This window comes from Geopseudomonas sagittaria (assembly GCF_900115715.1).
Lineage (GTDB): Bacteria > Pseudomonadota > Gammaproteobacteria > Pseudomonadales > Pseudomonadaceae > Geopseudomonas > Geopseudomonas sagittaria.
Map to the genome: position 1 here is coordinate 93,966 of NZ_FOXM01000009.1, position 24,639 is coordinate 118,604.

The 24,639-nt window shown below is 68.5% G+C and carries 20 protein-coding genes; 7 read left to right on the plus strand and 13 right to left on the minus strand.

Annotated features, from left to right (window positions below; genetic code table 11):
* The first annotated feature begins 143 nt into the window (after positions 1 to 143).
* Positions 144 to 1,601 (plus strand): membrane-bound lytic murein transglycosylase MltF, encoded by a 1,458-nt coding sequence (gene mltF, locus BM297_RS12450; protein ID WP_092431979.1) that lies wholly within the window; start codon positions 144 to 146, stop codon positions 1,599 to 1,601.
* A 30-nt stretch (positions 1,602 to 1,631) separates the two neighbouring features.
* Here mltF and tadA read toward each other — a convergent pair whose 3' ends face one another.
* Entirely contained in the window at positions 1,632 to 2,114 is a 483-nt protein-coding gene (tadA, locus tag BM297_RS12455; RefSeq protein WP_092431981.1) for a tRNA adenosine(34) deaminase TadA, read from the minus strand.
* A 72-nt stretch (positions 2,115 to 2,186) separates the two neighbouring features.
* Positions 2,187 to 3,560, minus strand: coding sequence for a multicopper oxidase family protein (locus BM297_RS12460; RefSeq protein WP_092431983.1), 1,374 nt, complete (start codon positions 3,558 to 3,560; stop codon positions 2,187 to 2,189).
* A 167-nt stretch (positions 3,561 to 3,727) separates the two neighbouring features.
* On the opposite strand from BM297_RS12460, the gene BM297_RS12465 reads away from it, so the two are divergent.
* Complete coding sequence (locus BM297_RS12465; protein WP_092431985.1) at positions 3,728 to 4,639, plus strand: c-type cytochrome domain-containing protein; 912 nt, start codon at positions 3,728 to 3,730, stop codon at positions 4,637 to 4,639.
* Between the two features lie 10 nt (positions 4,640 to 4,649).
* Here BM297_RS12465 and BM297_RS12470 read toward each other — a convergent pair whose 3' ends face one another.
* From BM297_RS12470 to BM297_RS12500, 7 genes are all read right to left on the minus strand, one after another.
* Positions 4,650 to 5,918, minus strand: a complete 1,269-nt coding sequence (locus BM297_RS12470; protein WP_092431987.1) for a DUF445 domain-containing protein — start codon at positions 5,916 to 5,918, stop codon at positions 4,650 to 4,652.
* Positions 5,919 to 6,033: 115 nt separating this feature from the next.
* Positions 6,034 to 7,614: a glutamine-hydrolyzing GMP synthase gene (gene guaA, locus BM297_RS12475; protein WP_092431989.1), complete on the minus strand. Its 1,581-nt coding sequence runs from the start codon at positions 7,612 to 7,614 to the stop codon at positions 6,034 to 6,036.
* 224 nt (positions 7,615 to 7,838) lie between these two features.
* Complete coding sequence (gene guaB / locus BM297_RS12480; RefSeq protein WP_092431991.1) at positions 7,839 to 9,308, minus strand: IMP dehydrogenase; 1,470 nt, start codon at positions 9,306 to 9,308, stop codon at positions 7,839 to 7,841.
* 90 nt (positions 9,309 to 9,398) lie between these two features.
* The gene (locus BM297_RS12485) at positions 9,399 to 9,704 is read right to left on the minus strand and encodes a ribbon-helix-helix domain-containing protein (RefSeq protein ID WP_092431993.1); all 306 of its coding nucleotides are present in this window, start codon (positions 9,702 to 9,704) and stop codon (positions 9,399 to 9,401) included.
* 119 nt (positions 9,705 to 9,823) lie between these two features.
* Positions 9,824 to 10,405: a DJ-1/PfpI family protein gene (locus BM297_RS12490; protein ID WP_092431995.1), complete on the minus strand. Its 582-nt coding sequence runs from the start codon at positions 10,403 to 10,405 to the stop codon at positions 9,824 to 9,826.
* A gap of 90 nt (positions 10,406 to 10,495) precedes the next feature.
* Positions 10,496 to 11,044 carry a sugar ABC transporter ATPase gene (locus BM297_RS12495; protein WP_092431997.1) on the minus strand — a complete coding sequence of 183 codons (549 nt, stop codon included), beginning with the start codon at positions 11,042 to 11,044 and terminating at the stop codon, positions 10,496 to 10,498.
* Between the two features lie 54 nt (positions 11,045 to 11,098).
* On the minus strand, positions 11,099 to 11,575 hold the full coding sequence (locus tag BM297_RS12500) for a multidrug/biocide efflux PACE transporter (RefSeq protein ID WP_092431999.1): 477 nt from the start codon (positions 11,573 to 11,575) through the stop codon (positions 11,099 to 11,101).
* Positions 11,576 to 11,663: 88 nt separating this feature from the next.
* Here BM297_RS12500 and BM297_RS12505 point away from each other — a divergent pair, with 88 nt between their 5' ends.
* Together BM297_RS12505 and xseA are read left to right on the plus strand one after the other, a co-directional pair.
* The gene (locus BM297_RS12505) at positions 11,664 to 12,542 is read left to right on the plus strand and encodes a LysR family transcriptional regulator (RefSeq protein WP_175526645.1); all 879 of its coding nucleotides are present in this window, start codon (positions 11,664 to 11,666) and stop codon (positions 12,540 to 12,542) included.
* Positions 12,543 to 12,585: 43 nt separating this feature from the next.
* Positions 12,586 to 13,965, plus strand: a complete 1,380-nt coding sequence (xseA, locus tag BM297_RS12510) for an exodeoxyribonuclease VII large subunit (RefSeq protein ID WP_092432134.1) — start codon at positions 12,586 to 12,588, stop codon at positions 13,963 to 13,965.
* 160 nt (positions 13,966 to 14,125) lie between these two features.
* Here xseA and BM297_RS12515 read toward each other — a convergent pair whose 3' ends face one another.
* From BM297_RS12515 to BM297_RS12530, 4 genes are all read right to left on the minus strand, one after another.
* Positions 14,126 to 16,423 (minus strand): PepSY domain-containing protein, encoded by a 2,298-nt coding sequence (locus BM297_RS12515; RefSeq protein WP_092432003.1) that lies wholly within the window; start codon positions 16,421 to 16,423, stop codon positions 14,126 to 14,128.
* Positions 16,424 to 16,603: 180 nt separating this feature from the next.
* Entirely contained in the window at positions 16,604 to 17,284 is a 681-nt protein-coding gene (locus BM297_RS12520; protein ID WP_092432005.1) for a Fe2+-dependent dioxygenase, read from the minus strand.
* Positions 17,285 to 17,344: 60 nt separating this feature from the next.
* Positions 17,345 to 19,546 carry a TonB-dependent receptor gene (locus BM297_RS12525; protein ID WP_092432007.1) on the minus strand — a complete coding sequence of 734 codons (2,202 nt, stop codon included), beginning with the start codon at positions 19,544 to 19,546 and terminating at the stop codon, positions 17,345 to 17,347.
* A 222-nt stretch (positions 19,547 to 19,768) separates the two neighbouring features.
* Positions 19,769 to 20,932, minus strand: a complete 1,164-nt coding sequence (locus BM297_RS12530) for a type III PLP-dependent enzyme (protein WP_092432009.1) — start codon at positions 20,930 to 20,932, stop codon at positions 19,769 to 19,771.
* 365 nt (positions 20,933 to 21,297) lie between these two features.
* On the opposite strand from BM297_RS12530, the gene BM297_RS12535 reads away from it, so the two are divergent.
* The 3 genes from BM297_RS12535 (at position 21,298) to BM297_RS12545 (ending at position 24,638) form a co-directional block, all read left to right on the plus strand.
* Positions 21,298 to 22,881, plus strand: a complete 1,584-nt coding sequence (locus tag BM297_RS12535; protein WP_092432012.1) for a peptide chain release factor 3 — start codon at positions 21,298 to 21,300, stop codon at positions 22,879 to 22,881.
* A 64-nt stretch (positions 22,882 to 22,945) separates the two neighbouring features.
* The gene (locus BM297_RS12540) at positions 22,946 to 23,725 is read left to right on the plus strand and encodes a TatD family hydrolase (protein ID WP_092432014.1); all 780 of its coding nucleotides are present in this window, start codon (positions 22,946 to 22,948) and stop codon (positions 23,723 to 23,725) included.
* Between the two features lie 25 nt (positions 23,726 to 23,750).
* The gene (locus BM297_RS12545; protein ID WP_092432015.1) at positions 23,751 to 24,638 is read left to right on the plus strand and encodes an ROK family protein; all 888 of its coding nucleotides are present in this window, start codon (positions 23,751 to 23,753) and stop codon (positions 24,636 to 24,638) included.
* Position 24,639: the final 1 nt, after the last annotated feature.

Below are 24,639 nucleotides of genomic sequence, written 5' to 3' on the forward strand. Positions count from 1 at the left end.
TCTTGGGCAAGGGAGTGCGAAAGACTGCGCATTCTAGCGCAAAGCAGCCAGCCCGGCACCCGCAGCCGTCGGCTGTGCGGCCGCGGCCACGTTAGCCGACGGTCGATGTATGGCCCCTGCCCGGCTTTGCGTATACTTCAGCCATGCTCAGCCTCATTGCACAACGCCTGCGTCACAGCGTCTGGCTGCTGACGACCGTCCTGATCCTGCTGCTCAGCGCGTGTGGCGAACAACCCACCGCCCTCGAGCGAGTCAAGGAGGAAGGCGTGTTGCGCGTGATTACCCGCAACAGCCCGACCACCTACTACCAGGACCGCCACGGCGAAACCGGCTTCGAGTACGACCTCGCCGAACGCTTCGCCAAGAGCCTCGGGGTCAAGCTGGAGATCGAGATCGCCAACAGCCTCGACGAGCTGTACGCCCGCCTCAACGCCCCCAACGGCCCGCACCTGGCCGCCGCAGGCCTGATCGAATCCGCCAGCCGCAGCCCGCTGGCACGCTTCAGCCACGGCTATCTGGACGTCACCCTGCAGGTGGTGCACCGCCATGGCCAGCCACGACCGACCAAGCCCGAACAGCTGGTCGGCAAGCGCATCACCGTGGTCAAGGGCAGCGTCCACGCCGAGCGCCTGGCCGAGCTGAAGCAGCGCCTGCCCGAACTGCAGTACACCGAGTCCGACGAGGTCGAGGTGGTCGACCTGCTGGGCATGCTCGACGAGGGACAGATCGACCTCACCCTGGTCGGCTCCAACGAGCTGGCGATGAACCAGTTCTCCTTCCCCAACGTGCGCGTCGCCTTCGATCTGGACAGCAACCAGCACCTGGCCTGGGCCGTGGCGCCGGGCGCGGACGCCAGCCTGCTGCAGGCAATCAACGCCTTTCTCGACAAGGCCCAGACCGACAAGACCCTGCAGGAGCTCAAGGAGCGCTACTACGGGCACGCCGAGGTGCTCGGCTACGTCGGCACCTACACCTTCGCCCGCCACCTGCAGCAGCGTCTGCCGCGGTACGAACAGCACTTTCTCAAGGCCGCCGAGAACTACAAGGTCGACTGGCGCCTGCTGGCCGCCATCGGCTACCAGGAGTCGATGTGGCAGCCCGAGGCCACCTCGAAGACCGGCGTGCGCGGCCTGATGATGCTCACCCAGCGCACCGCCCAGGCCATGGGCGTGGCCAACCGCCTGGACCCCAAGCAGAGCATCCACGGCGGCGCCCGCTACTTCACCGAAGTGCACGCCGGCCTGCCGGACAGCATCAAGGAGCCGGACCGCACCTGGTTCGCCCTCGCCGCCTACAACGTCGGTGGCGGCCATCTGGAGGATGCCCGCAAGCTGACCGCCGCAGCCGGCCTGAACCCCAACAAGTGGCTGGACGTGAAGAAGATCCTGCCGCGCCTGTCCCAGAAGCAGTGGTACACCAAGACCCGCTACGGCTACGCCCGCGGCGGCGAGCCGGTGCACTTCGTCAACAACATCCGCCGCTACTACGACATCCTCACCTGGGTCACCCAGCCGCAGCTGGAAGGCAGCCAGGTCGCCGACCGCGGCCTGCACCAGCCCGGCGTCGACAAGACGCCGCCCAAGGTCGAACCGCGCCTGTAGGTCCGCCGGTCACGGCGCGACAGCACGGACTCAGGCCTTCTGCCGGCGCAGGCGGAAGAACTCGCTGAGGATCGCCCCGCACTCCGCCGCCAGCAGCCCGCCCTCGAGCAGCACCCGGTGATTGAGAAAGGCCTGCTCGAAGAAGCGCCCGCGACTTTCCACCACACCGGCCTTCGGCTCGGTGGCGCCGTAGACCACCCGGCCGATGCGCGAGTGCACGATCAGCCCGGCGCACATGCTGCACGGCTCCAGAGTCACGTACAGGGTGCTGCCGGGCAGCCGGTAGTTCTCCAGGTGCCGCGCCGCATCGCGGATCGCCACCATCTCGGCATGGGCGCTGGGGTCGTGGGTGGAGATCGGGCAGTTGAAGCCGCGGCCGACGATCTCGCCGCCCACCACCAGCACCGCGCCCACCGGCACCTCGCCCCGCTCGGCGCCCAAGGCGGCGAGCGCCAGCGCCTCGCGCATGAAGCGCTCGTCGTGGCTGCGGTCGATGATCAGTGGTCTTTTCATGGGCGGTCGGCTGGATGCGTGAAGAAGTCCGCCAGTTTGGGAAAAGCCGCCGCGGAGTCAAGCCCGGGCGAGCTAGACCACGGCAATCGCCGCCATCAGCCCGGTCTCCATGTGGTCGATCACGTGGCAGTGGAACATCCAGGTGCCCGGATTGTCGGCCACCAGCGCCACCCGCGCGGTCTCCTGCTTGCCCAGCAGGTAGGTGTCGGTGAACCAGGGCGCGTCGATCCTCCGCCGGTTGGACGACAGCACCTTGAAGCTCATGCCGTGCAGGTGGATCGGGTGCTGATACTGGCTGAGGTTGCGCAGCTCGAGGATGTAGCTCTGCCCCAGCCTGAGGGTGGCGATCGGCCGCTCGGCGCAGCTCCGGTCGGCGATGTCCCAGGCCTGGCCGTTGACCTGCCAGAAGCTGTGCGCGGCGCCCTGCGCCAGGTTGACCGACACCGCACCGGTCCACTCGAAGTTGAAACGCAGCGTCTCGGCGCCGGCCAGGTCCGGCTCGGCGATCGGATTGGCCGGCAGAGCCGGCGGCCAGTCACCGGCCGGCTCGCTGCTGGCCACGCTTTTCAGGGTCGCCAGGCGCAGCGGGCCGTTGCGCAGCGGCAACTCCACGCCAGCCGCCGGCACGCGCAGGGCCAGCTCGATGCGCATGCCCGGGCCCAGCCAGTACTCCTTGCCCAGCGGCTGCGGCGCCACCGGGTTGCCGTCCAGCGCGTAGATGCGCGCCTCGGCCTGCGGCAGGTTGAGACGGTAGGTCTGGGTATTGTCGAGGTTGAGCAGGCGCAGGCGCACGACCTGTCCGGCCGGCAGCTCGAGGGTCGGCGCGTGCACGCCGTTGATCGTGCTCAAGCGTCCCAGGGTACCGCCGCGCGCCGCCTCGCGCGGCACGCTGAAATCGCGGAAGGCGCCCTGCTCGTCGACGTGCCAGCTCTTCAGGCTCAAGGTGCGCTCGTGGCGGAAACCGCTCGGCTCGCGCTCCTCGACGATCAAGGGGCCGACCAGGCCGCGACCCAGCTGCGCGCCGCTGGCGGTGTGCGGGTGGTACCAGAAGCTGCCGGCATCCTTTACTTGGAAGCGGTAGTCGAAGTACTCGCCGGGCAGCACCGGCAGCTGCGACAGGTAGGGCACGCCGTCCATCTCCAGCGGCAGGCGGATGCCGTGCCAGTGGATGGTGCTCGGCTCCGGCAGCCGGTTGACGAAGCGTACCCGCAGCCAGTCGCCCTGGCGCGCGCGCAGCTCCAGGCCCGGCGCCTGGCCGCCGTAGGCCCAGGCGCGGGTCGTATGCCCGGGCACCAGCTCGACGTCCAGCGGCGCGGCGATCAACTCGTAGTCGTGGGTCGCGGTGTCGGCTGGTTGTCCCAGCCAGTAGCGCGCGCCGCCGCCGGCGAGGCCGAGCACACCGAGACCGGCCAGGCCGGTGAGCATTTGTCTGCGGGTGAAGGACATCGAGCCTCCTAAGTGGGCGGCGAAGGGTGGCGCTACCGCTAGGCAGCCGCGAATGACAGAGTTTCTCATTATCCACACCTCAGGTGCGAGCCATCGCTGCGACACAACCGCACCCCGGCGCTGGACTAGGCTTGCAACAACACCCCGCTCTCCCGGTGACACCAGCCATGCCCGCCCTGCGCCGCCGTCTCCCTCTGCTCGGCCTGCTCCTCGCCGCAACCGCCAGCCAGGCGCAGCCGGTGACCTACGCCGAGCTCGCGCCGCTGCTGCAGACACGCTGCGTACTCTGTCACTCGGGGAGCAACGCGCCGCTGGGCCTGCGCCTGGACAGCATCGCCGGCCTGCTCGCCGGCAGCCAGCGCGGTCCGGTGGTGCTCGCCGGCAAGCCGCAGGACAGCGAACTGCTGCAGCGCCTGACCGGCAGCCGCCAGCCACGCATGCCGATGACCGGCCCGCCGTTTCTCAGCGACGCGGAGATCGCCCTGTTCGAGCGCTGGATCGCCGACGGCCTGCCGGCCGGCAGCGAAGCGGCGGGCGCCGGCAGCACACCCGCAAGCCCGCCACCCCCGGCGTCCGGAGCAGTGGTGACCTATGCCCAGGTCGCGCCGATCCTCGCCCGCCGCTGCGCCAAGTGCCATGCCGCGCAGGGACTGATGGGCCCGCCGCCGGAAGGCCTGCGCCTGACCTCCTATGCCGAGACGCTGGCCAGCAGCGAGCGCGCGCGGGTGGTGCCCGGCGCGCCCGAGGCCAGCGAACTGCTGCGGCGCATCCGCGGCCAGGCGCGCCCGCGCATGCCCTACGACGGCCCACCCTGGCTCGACGAGGCGGAAATCGCCCTGATCGCCACCTGGATCGAGCAGGGTGCGCGCAATGCCGAGGGCCAGCCGGCGCCCAGTCCGAGCGGCGCGCGTCTGCGCCTGCACGGCACCCTCGGCGCCAACTGGACGCTGGACGGCCTGCCACTGCGCGTCAATGCCGGCACCCGCATCGACAAGAGTCCGCGCCCCGGCGACTACGTGCAGGTGCGCGGCCACTGGTCGGCGGGGAACGTCGAGGTGGAGCGCCTGCGCCGGCGCTGAACCTGGTGGATCAGCCCAACAGCCGGGTCAGCCCATGCAGCACCAGCCCGACCATGCCGCCGACCAGGGTGCCGTTGATGCGGATGAACTGCAGATCCTTGCCGACGTTGTGCTCCAGCTGGGCGACCAGCTCGGCGCTGTCCCAGGCCGCCACCCGCTCGGCGATGTAGCGGCGGATGTCCTCGCGGTGGCGCTCGACCAGGGTTGGCGCCACTTCCAGCAACTGGTCGTTGAGCCAGCGACGCATCGCCTCGTCCGCCGCCAGCGCCTCGCCCAGGCGCAGGCTCAGCCTGATCAGCCGGCGGCGGATGGTCGAGTCGGCGTCGGCCAGGTCGGCCTGCAGCCAGTCCACCAGCTCGTCCCACAGCCCGCGCAGGTAGCCGGCCACCGCCGGATGGGCGAGCAGCTGCTCGCGGATCTGCTCGCCCTTGAGACGGAAGGCAGGGTCTTCCTTGAGCCTGGCGATGACACTCGCCACACAGCCATCGAACTTGCCGCGCAGCTCGTGCTGGTCGTCGCGGCTGATCTCGCCGATCAGCGCCGACACCCGGCGCACCACCTTGTCCGCCGACCACTGGCCGGCCTTCTCGTCCAGGCCGATGTCCTTGCCGAACAGGCGAAAACGCAGGGCGCTGAACTCGGCGGACAGCCCGGCGGCGATGCGCTGCTGCACCGTCTCGTCCTGCAGCAGCGCGTCCAGCTGAGCCAGCACCTCGTCGAGCATCGCCTGATGGCGGCGCTCGTGGGTCAGCAGGTCGAGCAGCTGGCCGCCGAGGCCCGCCAGATCCACCTCGCGCAGCTTGGCGGTGGCGCTGCGCTGGATGAAGCGGCGCACCCGCTCGTCGCGCAGGGCCCGGATGCCGTAGCGGGCGATGCCGACCAGCTGGCGACCGAGTGCCTCGGCATTGCTCGGCTGGCGCAGCCAGCCGGCCAGCCGCGCCGCGGCATCGAATGCCTCGAGCTTGGCCATCACCTGCGGCGTGGCGAGGAAATGGGTGCAGATGAAGTCGGCCAGGTTGCGGCCCAGGCGCGCCTGCTTGCGCGGGATGATCGCCGTGTGCGGAATCGGCAGGCCCAGCGGGTGACGGAACAATGCGGTGACGGCGAACCAGTCGGCGATCGCGCCGACCATCGCCGCCTCGGCGAAGGCCGCCAGATAGCCCCAGGCGGGGTGCGCCGCCGCCATGTGGGTGGCCAGCGCGTACAGCGCCGCCGCCAGCAACAGCAGACCGAGGGCGATGGCCTTCATCCGCGCCAGGGGGGAATTCCATGTCGACATCGGGCGACTCCTTCGGCATCACGGCGCAGCCTGCCGCATGCAGGCTGCAAAACCCGGACAGCACAAGGGCAGCCTAGGCTGCCCTTGTGTTCACTGCATCAACGAAGCCGCGGGATCATTCCCACTCGATGGTCGCCGGCGGCTTGCTCGACACGTCGTAGGTGACGCGCGAGATGCCTTCGATCTCGTTGATGATGCGGTTGGAGACCTTCTCCAGCAGCTCGTAGGGCAAGTGCGCCCAGCGCGCGGTCATGAAGTCGATGGTTTCCACCGCGCGCAGGGCGACGACCCAGGCGTAGCGACGGCCGTCACCGACCACGCCGACCGACTTCACCGGCTGGAACACCACGAAGGCCTGGCTGGTCTTGTGGTACCAGTCGAAGTTGCGCAGCTCCTCGATGAAGATGTGGTCGGCGCGGCGCAGCAGGTCGGCGTACTCCTTCTTCACCTCGCCGAGGATGCGCACGCCCAGGCCCGGACCCGGGAACGGGTGGCGGTAGACCATGTCGTAGGGCAGGCCGAGTTCGAGGCCGATCTTGCGCACCTCGTCCTTGAACAGCTCGCGCAGCGGCTCGACCAGCTTGAACTGCATGTCTTCCGGCAGGCCGCCGACGTTGTGGTGCGACTTGATCACCTTGGCCTTGCCGGTCTTGGCGCCGGCCGACTCGATCACGTCCGGGTAGATGGTGCCCTGGGCGAGGAAGTCGATGCCCGAAAGCTTGGTCGCCTCTTCGTCGAACACCTCGATGAAGCTGCGGCCGATGATCTTGCGCTTCTCTTCCGGATCGCTGATGCCGGCCAGGCGACCGAGGAACTTGTCTTCGGCGTTGGCGCGGATCACCTTGACGCCCATGTTCTCGGCGAACATGGTCATCACCTGGTCGCCCTCGTGCAGGCGCAGCAGGCCGTTGTCGACGAACACGCAGGTCAGCTGGTCGCCGATGGCGCGATGCAGCAGCGCGGCCACCACCGAGGAATCGACGCCGCCGGACAGGCCGAGCAGCACCTTGGAGTCGCCGACCTGGGCGCGCACGTTGGCGATGGCGTCCTCGACGATGTTGGCCGGGGTCCACAGCGCTTCGCAGCCGCAGATATCCAGCACGAAGCGCGACAGGATGCGCCCGCCCTGGCGGGTGTGGGTCACTTCCGGATGGAACTGCACGCCGTAGTAGGCGCGGCTGTCGTCGGCCATGGCGGCGATCGGGCAGCTCGGGGTGCTGGCGACGATGTGGAAGCCGGCCGGCAGGTCGGTGACCTTGTCGCCGTGGCTCATCCACACATCCAGCGCCAGCACGCCGTCGTCGTCCATGTGGTCTTCGATGCCGTCGAGCAGGCGGCTCTTGCCGACCAGGTCGACGCGGGCGTAGCCGAACTCGCGCAGGTCGGAACCCTGCACCTTGCCGCCCAGCTGCTCGGCCATGGTCTGCATGCCGTAGCAGATGCCGAACAGCGGCACGCCCAGCTCGAATACCGCCTGCGGCGCACGCGGGCTGTCGGCTTCGTGCACCGACTCCGGACCACCGGCGAGGATGATGCCGCGCGGGGCGAAGGCGCGGATGGCCGCGTCGTCCATGTCGAACGGGTGGATCTCGCAGTACACGCCGATCTCGCGCACGCGGCGGGCGATCAGCTGGGTGTACTGGGAACCGAAGTCCAGGATCAGGACCCGGTGGGCGTGAATGTCGTGGTGGGCCATGGCCATCTCTCGTAGCGGAATTCACAAACGACTCGGGGTTGCCCGCCTTTCACAGCAGCAACCCCGGGTCTTTCTCAATCAGGCAAAAATCGATTTGCCGCGTCGCGAGCGCAGGACAGGCAAGGCGGAAAGAGGTGAGGAAGCGGAGTTTGCTGGAGCAAATGAGCATTCCGAACCTCTTTCCAACGCAGCATGGCCAAGCGCAGCAGCGTCAAATCGATTTTTCAGCCGACGCGGTAGTTCGGCGCTTCTTTGGTGATCTGCACGTCGTGCACGTGCGACTCGGCCATGCCGGCGCCGGTGATGCGCACGAACTGCGGGCGGGTGCGCATCTCTTCGATGTTGGCGCAGCCGGTGTAACCCATCGAGGAACGCAGGCCACCCATCAGCTGGTGGATGATCGCGCTCAGGGCACCCTTGTACGGCACGCGGCCTTCGATGCCTTCCGGAACCAGCTTCTCGGCACCGGCCGAGGAGTCCTGGAAGTAGCGGTCCGAGGAACCCTGGGCCTGGGCCATGGCGCCCAGCGAGCCCATGCCGCGGTAGGCCTTGTAGGAACGGCCCTGGAACAGTTCGACCTCGCCCGGCGCCTCTTCGGTACCGGCGAACATCGAGCCCATCATCACCGCGTTGGCGCCGGCGACGATGGCCTTGGACAGGTCACCGGAGAAGCGGATGCCGCCGTCGGCGATCATCGGCACGCCGACCGCGGCCAGGGCGCTGGCGACGTTGGCGATGGCGCTGATCTGCGGCACGCCGACACCGGCGACGATGCGGGTGGTGCAGATCGAGCCTGGGCCGATGCCGACCTTGACGCCGTCGGCGCCGGCTTCGACCAGCGCCAGGGCGGCCTCGGCGGTGGCGATGTTGCCGCCGATCACCTGCAGGTCGGGGAAGTTCTGCTTGACCCAGCGCACGCGGTCGATCACGCCCTTGGAATGGCCGTGAGCGGTATCCACCACCACCACGTCGACGCCGGCAGCGGCCAGCGCGGCGATGCGGTCGCCGGTGTCGGCACCGGTGCCGACGGCGGCGCCGACGCGCAGGCGACCCTGGTCATCCTTGGAGGCCAGCGGGTAGGTCTTGGCCTTCTCGATGTCGCGGAAGGTCACCAGGCCGCGCAGGTGGAAGTCCTTGTCGACCACCAGCATCTTCTCGATGCGGTGCTCGTAGAGCTTGGCCTTGATCTCTTCGAGGCCGGTGCCTTCCTGCACGGTGACCAGCTGGTCCTTGGGCGTCATGATCGCCGCCACGCTGTCGCCGGTATTCGGGGTGAAGCGCAGGTCACGACCGGTGACGATGCCGACCAGCTCGTTGCCCGACACCACCGGGAAACCGGAGAAGCCCAGCTCGTCGGCCTTGCGCAGCAGCTCGCTGATCTTGGTTTCCGGGGTCACGGTCTCCGGATCGCGCACGATGGCGGTCTCGTGACGCTTGACCTTGCGCACCTCGGCAGCCTGCTGCTCGATGGTCATGTTCTTGTGGATGATGCCGATGCCGCCTTCCTGAGCCATGGCGATGGCCAGGCGGGACTCGGTCACGGTATCCATCGCTGCGGAAACCAGCGGAATGTTCAGTTCGATACCGCGGGTCAGACGGGTCTTGAGGGAAACATCCTTCGGCAGAACCTCGGAGTAACCGGGGATCAAGAGAACATCGTCGAAGGTCAGGGCTTCTTGGCTGATACGCAGCATGGCGGGGGCTCCCGGACGGGAAAAATGGAAGCGCGGCATTATACCCGGCACAGCGATTGCACTCAACGCGGCTGGTCGATATCGCGGCGCTCAGGAGACTGCACGGCCGACCAGGCTCAGCTCCGCGACCTTGTCGCGACGCTGGGCCAGGAAGCGGGTGCAGCTGACGCGCAGGAAGGAAGCGAAGTTGACCACCTCGCCGCGGTAGTCCATGACCTCCTCGTACAGCTTGGCGATCAGTTGGTTGGTGGTCATGCCGTCGACCTCGGCGATCTCGCGGAGGATGTCCCAGAACTGGTTCTCCAGACGCAGGGTGGTGACCACCCCGCGTATGCGCAGGGAGCGCGAGCGTGATTCGTAGAGGATTGGATCGGCCTTGACGTACAGCTCGCACATGGATGCTCTCTCCGCAAGATCGTTCCCACGCTCCCGCGTGGGAACGCCAACCGGGGCGCTCTGCGCCCTTTCCCCCGCAGCCAGGGACGCGGAGCGTCCGCCCCGGGGCTCCCACGCTGTCAAAGTTCGATGCGGGTGCCGAGCACCTTGAGGAACGCCGCCAGCCAGGCCGGATGCGCCGGCCAGGCGGGGGCGCTGACCAGGTTGCCGTCGGTGTGGGCCTGGTCGACCGGGATCTCCACGTAGCGGCCGCCGGCCAGGCCAACCTCCGGGGCGCAGGCCGGGTAGGCGCTGCACTCGCGATCCTTGAGCACGCCGGCGGCGGCGAGCAGCTGGGCACCGTGGCAGATCGCGGCGATCGGCTTGCCGGCCTGGGCGATGGCCTGCACCAGGGCGATCACCTCGGCATTCAGGCGCAGGTACTCCGGCGCGCGGCCGCCCGGCACCACCAGGGCGTCGTAGTCGGCTGCCTGCACCGCAGCGAAGTCGAAGTTGAGGGCGAAGTTGTGCCCCGGCTTCTCGCTGTAGGTCTGGTCGCCCTCGAAGTCGTGGATCGCGGTGCGCACACTCTGCCCGGCGCTCTTGCCCGGACACACCGCGTGCACCACGTGGCCGACCATGCTCAGCGCCTGGAACGGCACCATCACTTCGTAGTCTTCGACGTAGTCGCCGACCAGCATGAGGATCTTCTTCGCAGCCATGGTTCTCTCCCTGTTGCGGGTGGTGAAGGTCCGTGCAGTATCGACCATGGCGCGGCGGGCGGGTAACAGCCGCCTACTACAGGGCATGACTCAGGGCTCGAAAAACACCTGACGCACCGCAAAGCCCAGCCGCTCGGCGAAGGCGGCGAGGAAGTCCGGGCGGAACTGCGCCTGCGCCCAGCCGTTGAAGATGAAGCCCAGATTGGAGAAGCCGCACGGCTGCAGGAACAGGAAGCCGTTGATGTCGTCCTCGAAGCCGCACTCGGGGCAGGTGAAGTTGTCGGTCTCCCCCGGCCACCACTGCTCCAGACTCTCGAACAGCGGCTCGCCGATCTCCTGGCGGCACTGCGGGCAGCCGGCCTCCTCGCGGAAATCACGGGTCGGCGTATAGATGCAGCGCTGGGTGACAATCTCCAGGCCGTTGTGCGGCTGGCCGAACGGCAACAGCTGCGGATGCTCGACCACCCGCCGCGCCCCCGGGGCGATGGCGTAGGCCATGCCGTTGCCGCCCTGGCCGCAGGTGCTCGGCAGCGCCTCGACGATCTCGCGCTTGACCAGCCAGTTCAGCAACTGGCGCGCCTTCGCCTCGTGGGCGGGGACGCTGGAAAGCTGCGGGACGAGGATGATGTGTTCGGTCATGACGGCAGGCCGGAAACGAAGTAGCCGGGCAGCTTAGGCGCTGGAGCGGACAAATCAAGTCCGCTCCGCAACGCCCTCGGCGCACGGGGCGCCCCTCCGGGCCAGCCAGCGCTCGCGCAGCACATCCCAGCTCCAGTTGAAGCCCACGGTGTAGGGCAGGAAGAACAGGATCAGGCCGATGTCGAGCAGCAGCGCCTCGAGCAGACCGACCGCCAGCCACCAGGCCGCCAGCGGCACCAGCACGACGATCAGCCCCGCCTCGAACAGCGCGGCATGGCACAGCCGCGCCTGCAGGTTGCGCTGGAAGCCCAGGCGGCGCTGGGCGCGGTCGAACAGCCAATTGAACAGCATGTTCCAGAGCATGGCGACGGTCGAGAACATCAGGGTCAGCGCCCCCAGGTGCAGCAGCGGCTGGTCCAGCAGCCAGGCCAGGGCCGGTGCGCAGATCGCCAGGGCGATGAGCTCGAAGGCGAGCGCATGGCCGATGCGCTCGCCCAAGGAGCGTTGCGGCGGATTGCCAGGCGGGTTCATGGGGCAGACCTCGTGATCGACAGCGTGGGACGCTATCCTCATCGGAGATCCAGCCACCGACAAACCAGCTGCCATCGGCGAAACCGATATGAACCTCTCCCCCGAATCGCTCCAGGCCTTCGCCCAGGCAGCCAGCTGCGGCTCGCTCAGCGCCGCCGCGCGGCGCCTGGGCAAGAGCCAGTCGACCATCAGCGAGGCGGTGGCGCGCCTGGAGATCGACCTCGGCGTCGAGCTGTTCCGCCGCGGCCCGCGCCGGCTCGAGCTGACCGCGGCCGGCGCCAGCCTGCTGGCCCACGCCGAGGCGGTGCTGGCCGCCGGCGACCGCCTGGCACGCCATGCCGCCCGCCTGGCGCAGGGCCAGGAGGCGCGCCTGACGCTGGCCCTCTCCGACGCCTACCAGCCCCGCCAGTACGAGGCACGCCTGCTGGAACTCGACCAGCGCTTCCCCGATCTGGAGTTCGAGTGCCTGATCGCCGAGCACGCCGACGTGCTCGACCTGGTCAGCCAGGGCCGCGCCCAGCTCGGCCTGCTCGCCGCCCGCACCGGCTATCCGCCGGACATCGCCCACGCCAGCCTGGCGACCAGCGCCGAGTTCGGCCTGTTCGTCGCCCACGGCCATCCGCTGGCCGGGCTGGCGCGGGTCACCGCCGAGGACCTGGCGCAGTGGCGCGTGCTGCGCCTGAGCAGCGTGGCGGTCGGCGAAATGCCCGCCGACGACCTGCCCGGCGACGGCGGGTGCTGCTGGTCGGCGCCCGACTACCTGCTGCTGCTGGAAATGGCCAGGCTCGGCTTCGGCTGGGCGGCTCTGCCGCGCCAACTGGTCGCCGACTACGGGAATGAGCGCCTGCAGGCGCTGACGCTCGACGGCTGGCCCAAGCGCGTCCGGGTGGACGCGGTCTGGTCGCGCCAGCGCGAACTCGGCCCGGTCGCCGCTTGGCTGCTCGACCGCTTGCTCGCCGACGACTGAACGACTGTCGCACCCGCCGCGCTCCCGGCTTATCATGCCGGCCATGATTACAGACCCGTTCCAGCGGCTCGGCCTCGATCGCGAGGTGCTGACCGTCAGCCAGCTCAACCAGCGCGCCCGTCACCTGCTCGAGGACGTGTTCCCGCAGGTGTGGGTCGAGGGCGAGATCTCCAACCTGGCGCGCCCCTCCTCCGGGCACGTCTACTTCACCCTCAAGGACGCCGGCGCCCAGGTGCGCTGCGCGCTGTTCCGCTCCAGCGCGGCGCGCGTGCGCCAGGCGCTGCGCGATGGCCTGGCGGTGAAGGTGCGCGGCAAGGTCTCGCTGTTCGAGGGCCGCGGCGACTACCAGATGATCCTCGACACGGTGGAGCCGGCCGGCGACGGCGCGCTGCGCCTGGCCTTCGAGGCGCTCAAGGACAAGCTGGCCGCCGAGGGCCTGTTCGCCGCCGAGGGCAAGCGCACCCTGCCCGCCCATCCGCAGCGCATCGGCATCGTCAGCTCGCCAAGCGGCGCGGTGATCCGCGACATCATCAGCGTGTTCCGCCGCCGCGCGCCACAGGTCGAACTGACCCTGGTGCCCACCGCCGTGCAGGGCCGCGACGCTACTCCACAGATCGTCCGCGCCCTCGAGCTGGCCGACCACCAAGGCTTCGACGCGCTGATCCTCGCCCGCGGCGGCGGCTCGCTGGAGGACCTGTGGTGCTTCAACGAGGAGGCGGTGGCGCGCGCCATCGCCGCCTGCCAGACGCCCATCGTCAGCGCGGTCGGCCACGAGACCGACGTGTCGATCGCCGACTTCGTTGCCGACGTGCGCGCGCCAACACCCTCGGCCGCCGCCGAACTGCTGGCCCCCGACTCCAGCGACCTGCAGCGTCGCCTCGACAGCCTGCAGCGCCGCCTGACCCTGCGCATGCAGCACCTGCTAGAAGCCCGGCGGATGCAGCTGGACGGCCTGCGCCGGCGCCTGCGCCATCCCGGCGAGCGCTTGCGCCAGCAGGCCCAGCGTCTCGACGACCTGGAGCTGCGCCTGCAGCGCGCCATGGCCCGGCGCCTGCAGAGCGCCAGCGAGCAGCTGGCGCGACTGGACGCGCGCCTCACCGCCCAGCATCCCGAGCGCCTGCTCGTCCTGCTGCGCCAGCGTCTCGAGCATCTGCGCCAGCGCCTGCCGCGCGCCATGCACACCCGCCTGCGCGAACGCCGCCAGCAGCTGGAGGCCACGGTGCAGACCCTGCAGGTGGTCAGTCCGCTGGCCACCCTCGGCCGCGGCTACAGCATCCTCCTCGACGACCGCGGCCGCGCCGTGCGCCGCGCCGCCGACACTGTCCCCGGCCAGCGCCTGAGCGCGAAACTGCACGAAGGCGAGCTGGCGCTGCGCGTCGAGGCAAGCTCAGTGACGCCGGCCACGCTGGAGCTGCCGTTGTAGGGTGGACCGCGCGCGGCGCAACCCACCGTCGATGCCGCCAGGCAGCGCGACTGCCGGCCTGCCGGCCGGTTGGTGGGTTACGACCTGCGGTCTAACCCACCCTACGCTACGGCTGCTGTAGGGTGGACAACGGCGCAGCCTTGTCCACCATCCGGCACACTCAATACAGATCGCGCCGGTAGCGCCCGCTGTCCTGCAGCTCGACCAGCGCAGCCTCGCCGAGCAGCTCGCGCAACACGCCATCGACACCCTCGCCCATGCCCTTGAGGCTGCCGCACACGTAGATGGCCGCGCCGTCCGCCAGCCAGGCGCGCAGCTCTCCGGCCGCCTCGCGCAGGCGGTCCTGCACGTAGACCCTCTCCGCCTGGTCGCGGGAGAACGCCAGGTCGAGGCGCTGCAGGAGGCCCTCGGCCTGCCAGGCCAGCAGCTCGTCGCGGCAGAGGAAGTCGTGCGCCGCGCTGCGCTCGCCGAACAGCAGCCAGTTGCGCTGCTGCCCGCGCCGCGTCCGCTCGCGCAGCAGGCTGCGCAGGCTGGCCAGGCCGGTGCCGTTGCCGATCAGCAGCAGCGGGCGGTCGTCCTCCGCCAGCCGGAAGCCAGGGTTGCGGCGCAGGCGCAGCGGCGCCGTGGCGCCCTCGGCCAGCTGCACGCACAGCCAGCCGGAACACAGTCCCGGGGTGCCGTCGGCATGCAGTTGCAGACGCACCAGCAGCTCCAGTGCACCGTCCTCGGCCAGCGAGGCAATCGAGTAGCTGCGCGGCCGGGCGCCGGCCTGCCGCGGCAGAATCTCGACCAGATCGCCGGCCTGCCAGCGCTGACCGGCCGGCACCTGGAACACCAGGCGCCAGACCGGCGCGGCGGCGCTGCCGGGGTTGAGCCACTGGCGCTCGCGCAGCGTCCACTCGGCGAAGCCGGGCTCGGCCGGGGCCTCTGGCGGCGTGCTGCCGGTCAGCTCGCCGAGCCGCGCATGCCAGCGCTGCAGCGCCGAGTAGTCACCGTTGTCCACCTCCACTGGGGCGAACAGGCTGCGCGCGCCCTGCCCCTGCAGCCAGTCGTGCAGCTGGCGGCCAAAACCGCAGAAGCGCTGGTACTGGCGGTCGCCGAGGCCGAGCAGGGCGTATTCGAGATGGCGCAGGTCGAACTCGCCGGCGAGCACCCGGCGCACGAAGCCGCGCAGGACCTGCTCGTCGAGCTGGGCCAGCGAGCGCACCTGTACCGTCGCGCCGGCCGCCTGCAACTGGCCGGCGGTCTGCCAGGCCAGCTGCTCGGCGAAGCCGTTCTGGCTGGCGAAGCCGATCAGCCAGGGCCGGCCGTTGCCGCTCGCCCCATCCAGCACCTGGCGCCCGGCGCGGGCGGCGCGCCGCGAACGGCGGCGGCCGAGGTAGAGCTGCCAGCCGGTGATGAAGAACAGCGGCATGCCCAGGCTGGCCAGCAGCATGAGGATGCGCCCGGGCTGGCCGAAGTAGTCGCCGGTGTGCAGCGGGTAGACGCTGGCCAGCAACTGCTGCACGTCGCTCTTCTCGCTGTAGCGCTCGTGCTGCAGCAGCTTGCCGTCGGCGTCCAGGCTGACGCGATTGAAGGCGCGGTTGTGCTCGGCGGCCTGCGGCAGGTACATCACCTGCAGCGGCTGGCCGGCGCGCTCGGGCAGGCGCAGGCTGGCCAGGCGGTAGTCGTCGCGCACCTCGTGGCGGAACGCGTTCCACAGCGGGTCGATGCTCACTGGCGCAGGCGGCGCTTCGGACTGCGGCGGCGGTCCGCGACGCTTGCCCGGCCCGCCGTGCTGCGGGGCCGACTCGCCGGCCAGGGCATGCACGCCGTCGCGGTACCACTCGTAGGACCAGTAGAGCCCGGTCAGCGCCGCCAGTAGGTAGGCGAGCAGCACCCAGGTGCCGGCCACCGCGTGCAGGTCCCAGAGGAAACCGCGCCCCGTGCGCCGCCAGTCGAGGGTCAGCCAGGCGCGCCAGTTGCCGGCCTGGCGCGGCCAGCGCAGGTACAGCCCGGACAGACAGAGGAACACCAGCGCCAGGGTCGCCGCACCAGTGATCGGCTTGCCGGCGTCGCCGATGGCCAGCCAGCGGTGCAGCTGCATCAGGAACTGGAACAAGCCGGCGCCGCGCGCGGCGCCGAGCACCTCGCCACTGTAGGGGTCGGCGTACAGCGTCTCGCCGCGCGGCCCGCCGCCGCTGACGTTGACCTTGACCGCGTCCAGGGCGTCGGCGGAGAAGCTCAGGCCGAGCACCTGCCGGTTGGGCAACTGTTCGCCGACTCGCCCGACCAGTTCGTCCGGGCTCAGCGGTCGCGCGCCGACGGCCGGCTCGACGCTCATCACGCCGGGATTGAGCAGGCGCAGCAGCTCGTCCTGGTAGGACAGGCTGGCGCCGGTCACGCCCATCAGCGCCAGCACCAGCCCGGCGCTGATGCCCAGCAGCCAGTGCAGCTGGAAGAGGATTTTCTTGACCACCTGGGATCACCTGATCGCTATGCCGCGGCTGCGGCGAAGTTGGACTCGGACGCGGCGACAGGCCGCATCGCACCGCCAGCGGATGCGGCAGTGCGAAACGATTCTATTCGAGAATAATTTGCAACAAATTGGCTTTACCCAACCTTTACCCACCCGCGACACGGGCGGGAAGGCAGGCCGTCACAGCGCCCAGCGGCGCAGCAGGTTGTGGTAAACGCCGGTGAGCTGCACGCTGGCGCCGTGGTCGGCACCGAGCTCCTGGTTGATGCGCTGGATGCCGGTATCCAGGTCGAACAGCAGGCTGCGCTGGCCGTCGTCGCGCACCATGCTCTGGATCCAGAAGAACGAGCAGACCCGCGCCCCGCGGGTGACCGCGCTGACCCGGTGCAGGCTGGTGGAGGGATAGAGGATCAGGTCGCCGGCCGGCAGCTTGACGCTGTGCGCGCCGTAGGTGTCCTCCACCACCAGCTCGCCGCCGTCGTACTCGTCGGGGCCGGTGAAGAACAGGGTGGCCGACAGGTCGGTGCGCACCCGCGCGCCGCTGGCGCGGTCGAGGCGCACCGAGTTGTCCACGTGCAGGCCGAACGACTGGCCGCCCTGGTAGCAGTTGAACAGCGGCGGGAAGATCCTGTCCGGCAGCGCCGCGGCGATGAACAGCGGGTTGCGCTCCAGCGCCTGGAGGATCAGCGCGCCGATCTGCCGCGCCTCGGCGCAGTCTTCCGGCAGTTGCAGGTTGTCCTTGGCCATCGCCGACTGGAAGCCGGCGGTGCTCTTGCCGTCCGCCCAGGGCGCCTGCTGCAGCAGGCGGCGGCAGTCGAGGACCTGATCCTGAGTAAGCACTTCGGGGATGTGCAGCATCATGGCGTTGCGCTCCTGGTACGGCGAAGCCCCGCCGGAGCGGGGCCTGCCTGGACGTGAAGGTTAGAACGAATAGTTGGCCGAGAGGATCGCCGCACGGGCGTCGCCGTACTCGATCGCCGAGGAGCGCGCGTCGGTGCCCGGGTTCTGGCGCACCCGCTCCACGTAGTCCTCGTCGAACAGGTTGTTGACGTTCAGCTGCAGGTCGAGGTTCTTGCTGACTTGGTAGCCGACCATGGCGTTGTGCAGCCAGTAGGCGTCCAGCTTGGCGCTGTCGGTGGCGGTCACGTTGCGCTCGCTGACGTAGCGGGCGCCGTAGCCCAGGGTCCAGCCGGCCGGCAGCTCGTAGGTGGTCCACAGGTTGAACGAGCGCGGCGGGGTGTTGCCCAGTGCCTGGCCTTCGCGGCTCGGGTCGTTGACCGACTTGAGGGTCTCGCTGTCGAGGAAGGTGTAGTTGGCGTAGACGTTCCACTGCTCGCTGACCTTGCCGGTCACGCCCAGCTCGACGCCCTGCACCCGCTGTTCGCCGGCCAGCACGAAGGAGCCGTCGGCCAGCTCTTCGCGGGCATCGGTCTTCTCGACGCGGAACAGCGCGCCATCCAGCTGCAGGCGGCCACCCAGCAGTTCCCACTTGGTACCCAGTTCCCAGGTCTCGTTCTTCTCCGGCGACAGGTCGGCGGTAGCGGCGCTCACCCCGGCGCCGCTGGTGGCGAGGAACTCGGCCGAGGGGTTGAACGAGGTGCCGTAGGCGACGTAGATGCGCCCATTGTCGGCCGGCTTGAACACCAGGCCGGCACGCCCGCTGAGCTTCTCGTCGCTGGTTTCCAGATCGGTGACGGTGCCGGCCGGCAGCGCGGTGTTACGGTATTCGCCGTCGAGCCAGTCGTAACGCAGGCCGAGGCTCAGGTCCCAGCGAGGATCGAGGGCGATGGTGTCGAAGACGTAGAGCGCCTTGCTGTCCAGCACGGTCGAGGTGTCGGCGCTGCGGGTCTTGTTCACCGGACCGCTCCAGTAGCCCGGCGGGTTGGCCAGGGCGTAGCCGTCGGCCGGATAGAGTGCGCTGGCCAGGCCATGGTTGTAGGTGATGCGCTCGTAGTCCTCGCGGGAGATCTCCGCGCCGGTGACCAGGGTGTGGCCCAGACCGAGGGTGTCGAAGTAGGCGCTCAGGTTGGTCTGGTTGATCCACATGTCGGTGGTCACATCACGGCCGTAGGCCTGCGGACCGGCCGGCTTGTAGCGCCCGGCGCTGACGCCGGTGGTGTTGACGTGGGAAGCCGAGACCACCGCATCACGGTCGATGCGGCTGTAGCGGGTCAGGTTCTGCAGGCTGAGGCTGTCGTTGAACTCGTGCTCCAGCTTGACGGTGAAGGCGTCGCTCTCCACCTCGTCCTTGTCGAGGTTTTTCCAGCCGAAGTAGGCCTCGCGGTCGACCCCAGCGAGCTTCTTGCCGTCGCGGGCCGGCACGCCGTAGTCGGGCAGGTTGTCGTCGGTCTGGTGGAAGTAGCTGAGGGTCAGGCGGGTGGCGTCGCTCAGGCCCAGGGCCAGGGACGGCGCGATGCCCCAACGCTCGCGGTCGATCTCGTCGCGGCCCGGCACGTCGTTTTCGTGGGCCATCAGGTTGAGACGGAAGGCGCTGTCGGTACCCACACCCTCCAGGGTCTGGTTGGTGTCCAGGGTCATGCGCTTGTAGTTGTCGGTGCCGAGGCTGGCGCCGATCTGGGTGAAGTCGCGCTGGCGCGGTTCCTTGCTGACCTGGTTGATGCTGCCGCCAGTGGTGCCGCTGCCGCCGAACACCGAGTTGGGGCCCTTGATCACCTCCACCGCCTCGATGTTGAAGGTGTCGGTGCGGTTGGTCTGGCTGCTGTCGCGCAGGCCGTCGATCTGCATGTTGGCGTTGGCGCTGAAGCCGCGGATGTTGATGCTGTCGCCCGAGCCGCCGCCGCCCTCGCCGGCGTTGAAGGTGATGCCGGAGACGTTGGACAGCACCTGGCGCAGGCTCAGCGCCTGCTGCTCCTGGATCACCTGCTGGGGCACCACGCTGATGGTCTGCGGGGTATCCAGCAGCGGCGCGGTGTATTTCGGCGAGGAAACCGACTCGGTCTTGTAGCCGCTGTCCTGCTCACCCTGCACGCTGACGTTGTCGAGCTGCAGAGCGCCCTGCTCCTCCGCCAGAGCTGGAACGGCCAGGGAAGCCACGGCCAGGCCGACGGCGGTAGCCAGCAGGCGCTGGGGTTGACGGGTAGAGGCTTTGATGAACGCACGCATGAGAATCACTCCCTTGTCTTAATGGGATGCGATTCTATTTGAGAAATATTATCAGTAAAGAAAAGAGCCTCGTCTTTACATTTTCTTTACATTCATCAGGGAACTCCCCTCGCGCACCTCGCGACCCACCCCTACAAACGACAAAACCCCGCCGCAGCGGGGTTTGTCGATCTCACCAGGACCGCGTCCTCCCCCGGTGCGGGAGAGGACAGCGGCGGCCCGTTACAGGTAGTAGGCCTTCAGCGGCGGGAAGCCGTTGAATTCCACCGCGCTGTAGCTGGTGGTGTAGGCACCGGTGGACAGCCAGTACAGGCGGTCGCCGATGGCCAGGTTCAGCGGCAGGCCGTACTTGTAGTTCTCGTACATGATGTCGGCGCTGTCGCAGGTCGGACCGGCGATCACCACCTCTTCCAGCTCGCCCTTCTTCTCGGTCCAGATGGGGAACTTGATGGCTTCGTCCATGGTTTCGATCAGGCCGGAGAACTTGCCCACGTCGGTGTACACCCAGCGCTCGACGGCGGTACGCGACTTGCGCGCGACCAGCACCACTTCGCTGACCAGGATGCCGGCGTTGGCGATCAGCGAGCGGCCCGGCTCAAGGATGATTTCCGGCAGGTCGTCGCCGAAGTCTTCCTTGAGGAAGCGGATGATCTCTTCGGCGTAGGTTTCCAGGCTGTTGGTGCGGGTGATGTAGTTGGCCGGGAAGCCGCCACCCATGTTGATCATCTTCAGCTCGATGCCGTCTTCTTCCTTGAGGCGCTCGAAGATCACCTTGACCTTGGCGATGGCGGCGTCCCACACGGAGATGTCGCGCTGCTGCGAGCCGACGTGGAAGGACACGCCGTAGGGCACCAGGCCCAGATCGCGGGCGAGGATCAGCAGGTCCATGGCCATGTCGGTCTGGCAGCCGAACTTGCGCGACAGCGGCCAGTCGGCCGTGGTCGAGCCTTCGGTGAGGATGCGCACGTAGACCTTGGAGCCCGGCGCGGCCTTGGCGATGTTGCGCAGGTCGGCTTCCGAGTCGGTGGCGTACATGCGCACGCCCTTGTCGTAGAAGTAGCGGATGTCCTTGGACTTCTTGATGGTGTTGCCGTAGCTGATGCGCTCCGGACCGACGCCGCGGGACATCACCTTGTCCAGCTCGTAGATCGAGGCGATGTCGAAGTTGGAGCCCTTTTCCTTGAGCAGGTCGATGATCTCGACCGCCGGGTTGGCCTTGACCGCGTAGTAGACCTTGGCGAACTCGAAGCCGGCACGCAGGTCGTCGTAGGCCTTGTCGATGATCGCGGTGTCGATCAGGACGAAGGGGGTTTCCTTCTGGTCGGCAAACGCCTTCATCTTCTTGAAGGTGTCGCGGTCGTAATAGTCTTCAACCTTGATGGTCATGCTCGGCTGGGCTCCAAAATGGGAAAAACACAAAAGTTTCAAGGGGCTGTCACTGAACGCCTAATCCGTATCCCCACTTTGGTTCGCCTACTTCCCAAGGCATGTCGCCGAAAGCAAAAAGGTCAACCGCGCGTCGTGCTCGATGGCGGGTTGACCTTGCTGTCTCGTCGTCAGTACTTGAGCCGGATGGATCGTTTCCAGCATGGACGTTCGGGCGCGAACTTTAGGACCAAGGGGGGTCAAGATCAACCAGAAATTTCCCCAATTTGCCCCCGCTCATCACCAGCGGGTCAGCAGGGGGGCGCATCCGCTATAATCGCCGCCTTTTTTGACAGACATTCATTACGCCGAGGCGTTCCACGCTTATGACCACCCAGGCCGCCGAAGTGGCGAAACGCCGCACGTTCGCCATCATTTCCCACCCCGACGCGGGCAAGACCACCATCACCGAGAAGCTGCTGCTGATGGGCAAGGCGATTGCCGTCGCCGGCACGGTCAAATCGCGCAAGTCCGACCGCCATGCCACCTCCGACTGGATGGAGATGGAAAAGCAGCGCGGCATCTCCATCACCACCTCGGTGATGCAGTTCCCCTACCGCGAGCACATGATCAACCTGCTCGACACCCCCGGCCACGAGGACTTCTCCGAAGACACCTACCGCACCCTGACCGCGGTGGACTCGGCGCTGATGGTTCTCGACGGCGGCAAGGGCGTCGAGCCGCGCACCATCGCTCTGATGGACGTGTGCCGCCTGCGCGACACGCCGATCGTCAGCTTCATCAACAAGCTCGACCGCGACATCCGCGACCCGATCGAGCTGCTCGACGAGATCGAGGCGGTACTGAAGATCAAGGCCGCGCCGATCACCTGGCCGATCGGCTGCTACCGCGACTTCAAGGGCGTCTACCACCTCAGCGAAGACAAGATCATCGTCTACACCCCGGGCCACGGCCACGAGCGCACCGAGGTCAAGGTCATCGAGCACCTCGACTCCGATGAAGCCCGCGCGCACCTGGGCGACGAGTACGAGCGCTTCCTCGAGCAGCTGGAACTGGTGCAGGGCGCCTGCCACGAGTTCGACCAGGACGCCTTCCTCAAGGGCCAGATGACCCCGGTGTTCTTCGGCACCGCGCTGGGCAACTTCGGCGTCGACCACGTGCTCGACGCGGTGGTCGACTGGGCGCCGCAGCCGCTGTCGCGCGCCGCCCACGAGCGGGTGGTGGAGCCGACCGAGGAGAAGTTCAGCGGCTTCGTGTTCAAGATCCAGGCGAACATGGACCCCAAGCACCGCGACCGCATCGCCTTCATGCGCATCTGCTCGGGCAAGTACGAGAAGGGCATGAAGATGCGCCACGTGCGGATCAAGAAGGACCTGAAGATCGCCGACGCGCTGACCTTCTTCTCCAGCGAGCGCGAGATGCTCGAGGAGGCCTACGCCGGCGACATCATCGGCCTGCACAACCACGGCACCATCCAGATCGGCGACACCTTCACCGAAGGCGAGGCGCTGGGCTTCACCGGCATCCCGCACTTCGCCCCGGAACTGTTCCGCCGCGTGCGCCTGAAGGACCCGCTGAAATCCAAGCAGCTGCGCCAGGGCCTGCAGGAACTGGCCGAGGAAGGCGCCACCCAGGTGTTCTTCCCCGAGCGCAACAACGACATCATCCTCGGCGCGGTCGGCGTGCTGCAGTTCGACGTGGTCGCCAGCCGCCTCAAGGAGGAATACAAGGTCGAGTGCGCCTACGAGGCGATCAACGTCTGGTCGGCGCGCTGGATCGAGTGCGCCGACAAGAAGAAGCTCGAGGACTTCAAGGTCAAGGCCTACGAGAACCTCGCGGTCGACGGCGGCGGCCACCTCACCTACCTGGCGCCGACCCGGGTCAACCTCAGCCTGATGGAAGAGCGCTGGCCGGACGTGAAATTCCGCGCCACCCGCGAGCATCACTGACAACCTGCGGTTCCAGCGGGGCGCTGCGGCGCCCCGCTACACTTTCGGCATGAGCGGAGGCGCCATGCAGCTGATCGACACCCACACCCACCTCGACTTCCCCGACTTCGACGCCGACCGCGCTGCCGTGCTGGCGCGCTGCCGGGCATCGGGCGTGGAGAAGCTGGTGGTGCTCGGCGTCTACCAGGCCAACTGGCAGCGCCTGTGGGATCTGGTCGAGAGCGAGGACGGCCTGTACGCCGCCTTCGGCCTGCACCCGGTCTATCTCGAGCAGCATCGCCCCGAGCATCTGCTCGAGCTGCGTGGCTGGCTGGAGCGTCTGGCCGGCAACCGCAAGCTGTGCGCCCTCGGCGAATTCGGTCTCGACTGGTATGTGCCCGAGCTGGACCACGCGCGCCAGCAGGCGCTGTTCGAGGCGCAGCTGCAGCTGGCGGTAGAGTTCGAGCTGCCGGCGCTGCTGCACGTGCGCCGCGCCCACGCCCAGACCATCGCCACCCTCAAGCGCTACCGGCTCAAGCGGGCCGGCATCGTCCACGCGTTTTCCGGCAGCCTTGAAGAAGCCAAGGAATACCTGAAACTCGGCTTCAAGCTGGGCCTCGGCGGCGCCGCCACCTGGCCGCAGGCCCGACGCCTGCGCAAGCTGATCGCGCAGCTGCCGCTGGAAGCCATGGTGCTGGAAACCGACGCCCCGGACATGGCGCCGGCCATGCACGCCCAGCAGCGCAACAGCCCCGAGTACCTGGCGGAGATCTGCCAGGTACTGGCCGAGCTGCGCGGGGTGACTGCCGAGGAGCTGGCCAGCGCCAGCAGCCACAACGCCAGCGCACTGTTCGGCTGGCGCTGACCCTCACCCAACCCGAGACCATTCCATGACCCTGCGCTTCGGCATCGACCTCGGCGGCACCAAGATCGAAATCATCGGCCTCGACGGCGAGCGCGAATGCCTGCGCCGGCGGGTGCCTACCCCCCAGGGCGACTACCCCGCCACCCTCGCCGCCATCGCCGGCCTGGTGCAGGGCGCCGAGCGCGAGCTGGGCCGCCGCGGCAGCGTCGGCGTCGGCATCCCCGGCACGCGCTCGCCGGACCACGGACGGATCAAGAACTCCAACTCGGTGTGCCTGATCGGCGAGGACCTGCAGGGCGATCTGCAGCGCCTGCTCGAGCGCCCGGTGCGCCTGGCCAACGACGCCGACTGCTTCGCCCTGTCGGAAGCCAGCGACGGCGCCGCAGCCGGCGCGCGCAGCGTGTTCGGAGCAATTCTCGGCACCGGGACCGGCGGCGGCATCGTCATCAACGGCCAGCTGCTCGGCGGACCGAATGCCATCGCCGGCGAGTGGGGCCACAACGCCCTGCCCTGGCGCAGCGCGGCGGATGGCGAGCCACGGCGCTGCTACTGCGGTCTCGACGATTGCATCGAGACCTTCCTCAGCGGTCCCGGCTGGGCGGCGCGCAGCCAGCTCGGCCTGGATGCCGGCCAGCTGTACCGCGCGGCCGCCGCCGGCAAGCCGGCGGCTCAGGCCGCCCTCGCCCGTTACTGCGACCAGCTGGCGCGGGCATTGGCCTCGGTGATCAACCTCCTCGACCCGGAAGTCATCGTCCTCGGTGGCGGCCTGTCGAACATGTCGGTGCTGTATCGCGACGTGCCGCCGCTGCTGGTGCGCCACGTGTTCTCCGACCAGGTCAACACCCGCCTGCTGCCAGCCCGCCACGGCGACTCCAGTGGCGTGCGCGGCGCTGCCTGGCTGTGGCCGGCCTGAC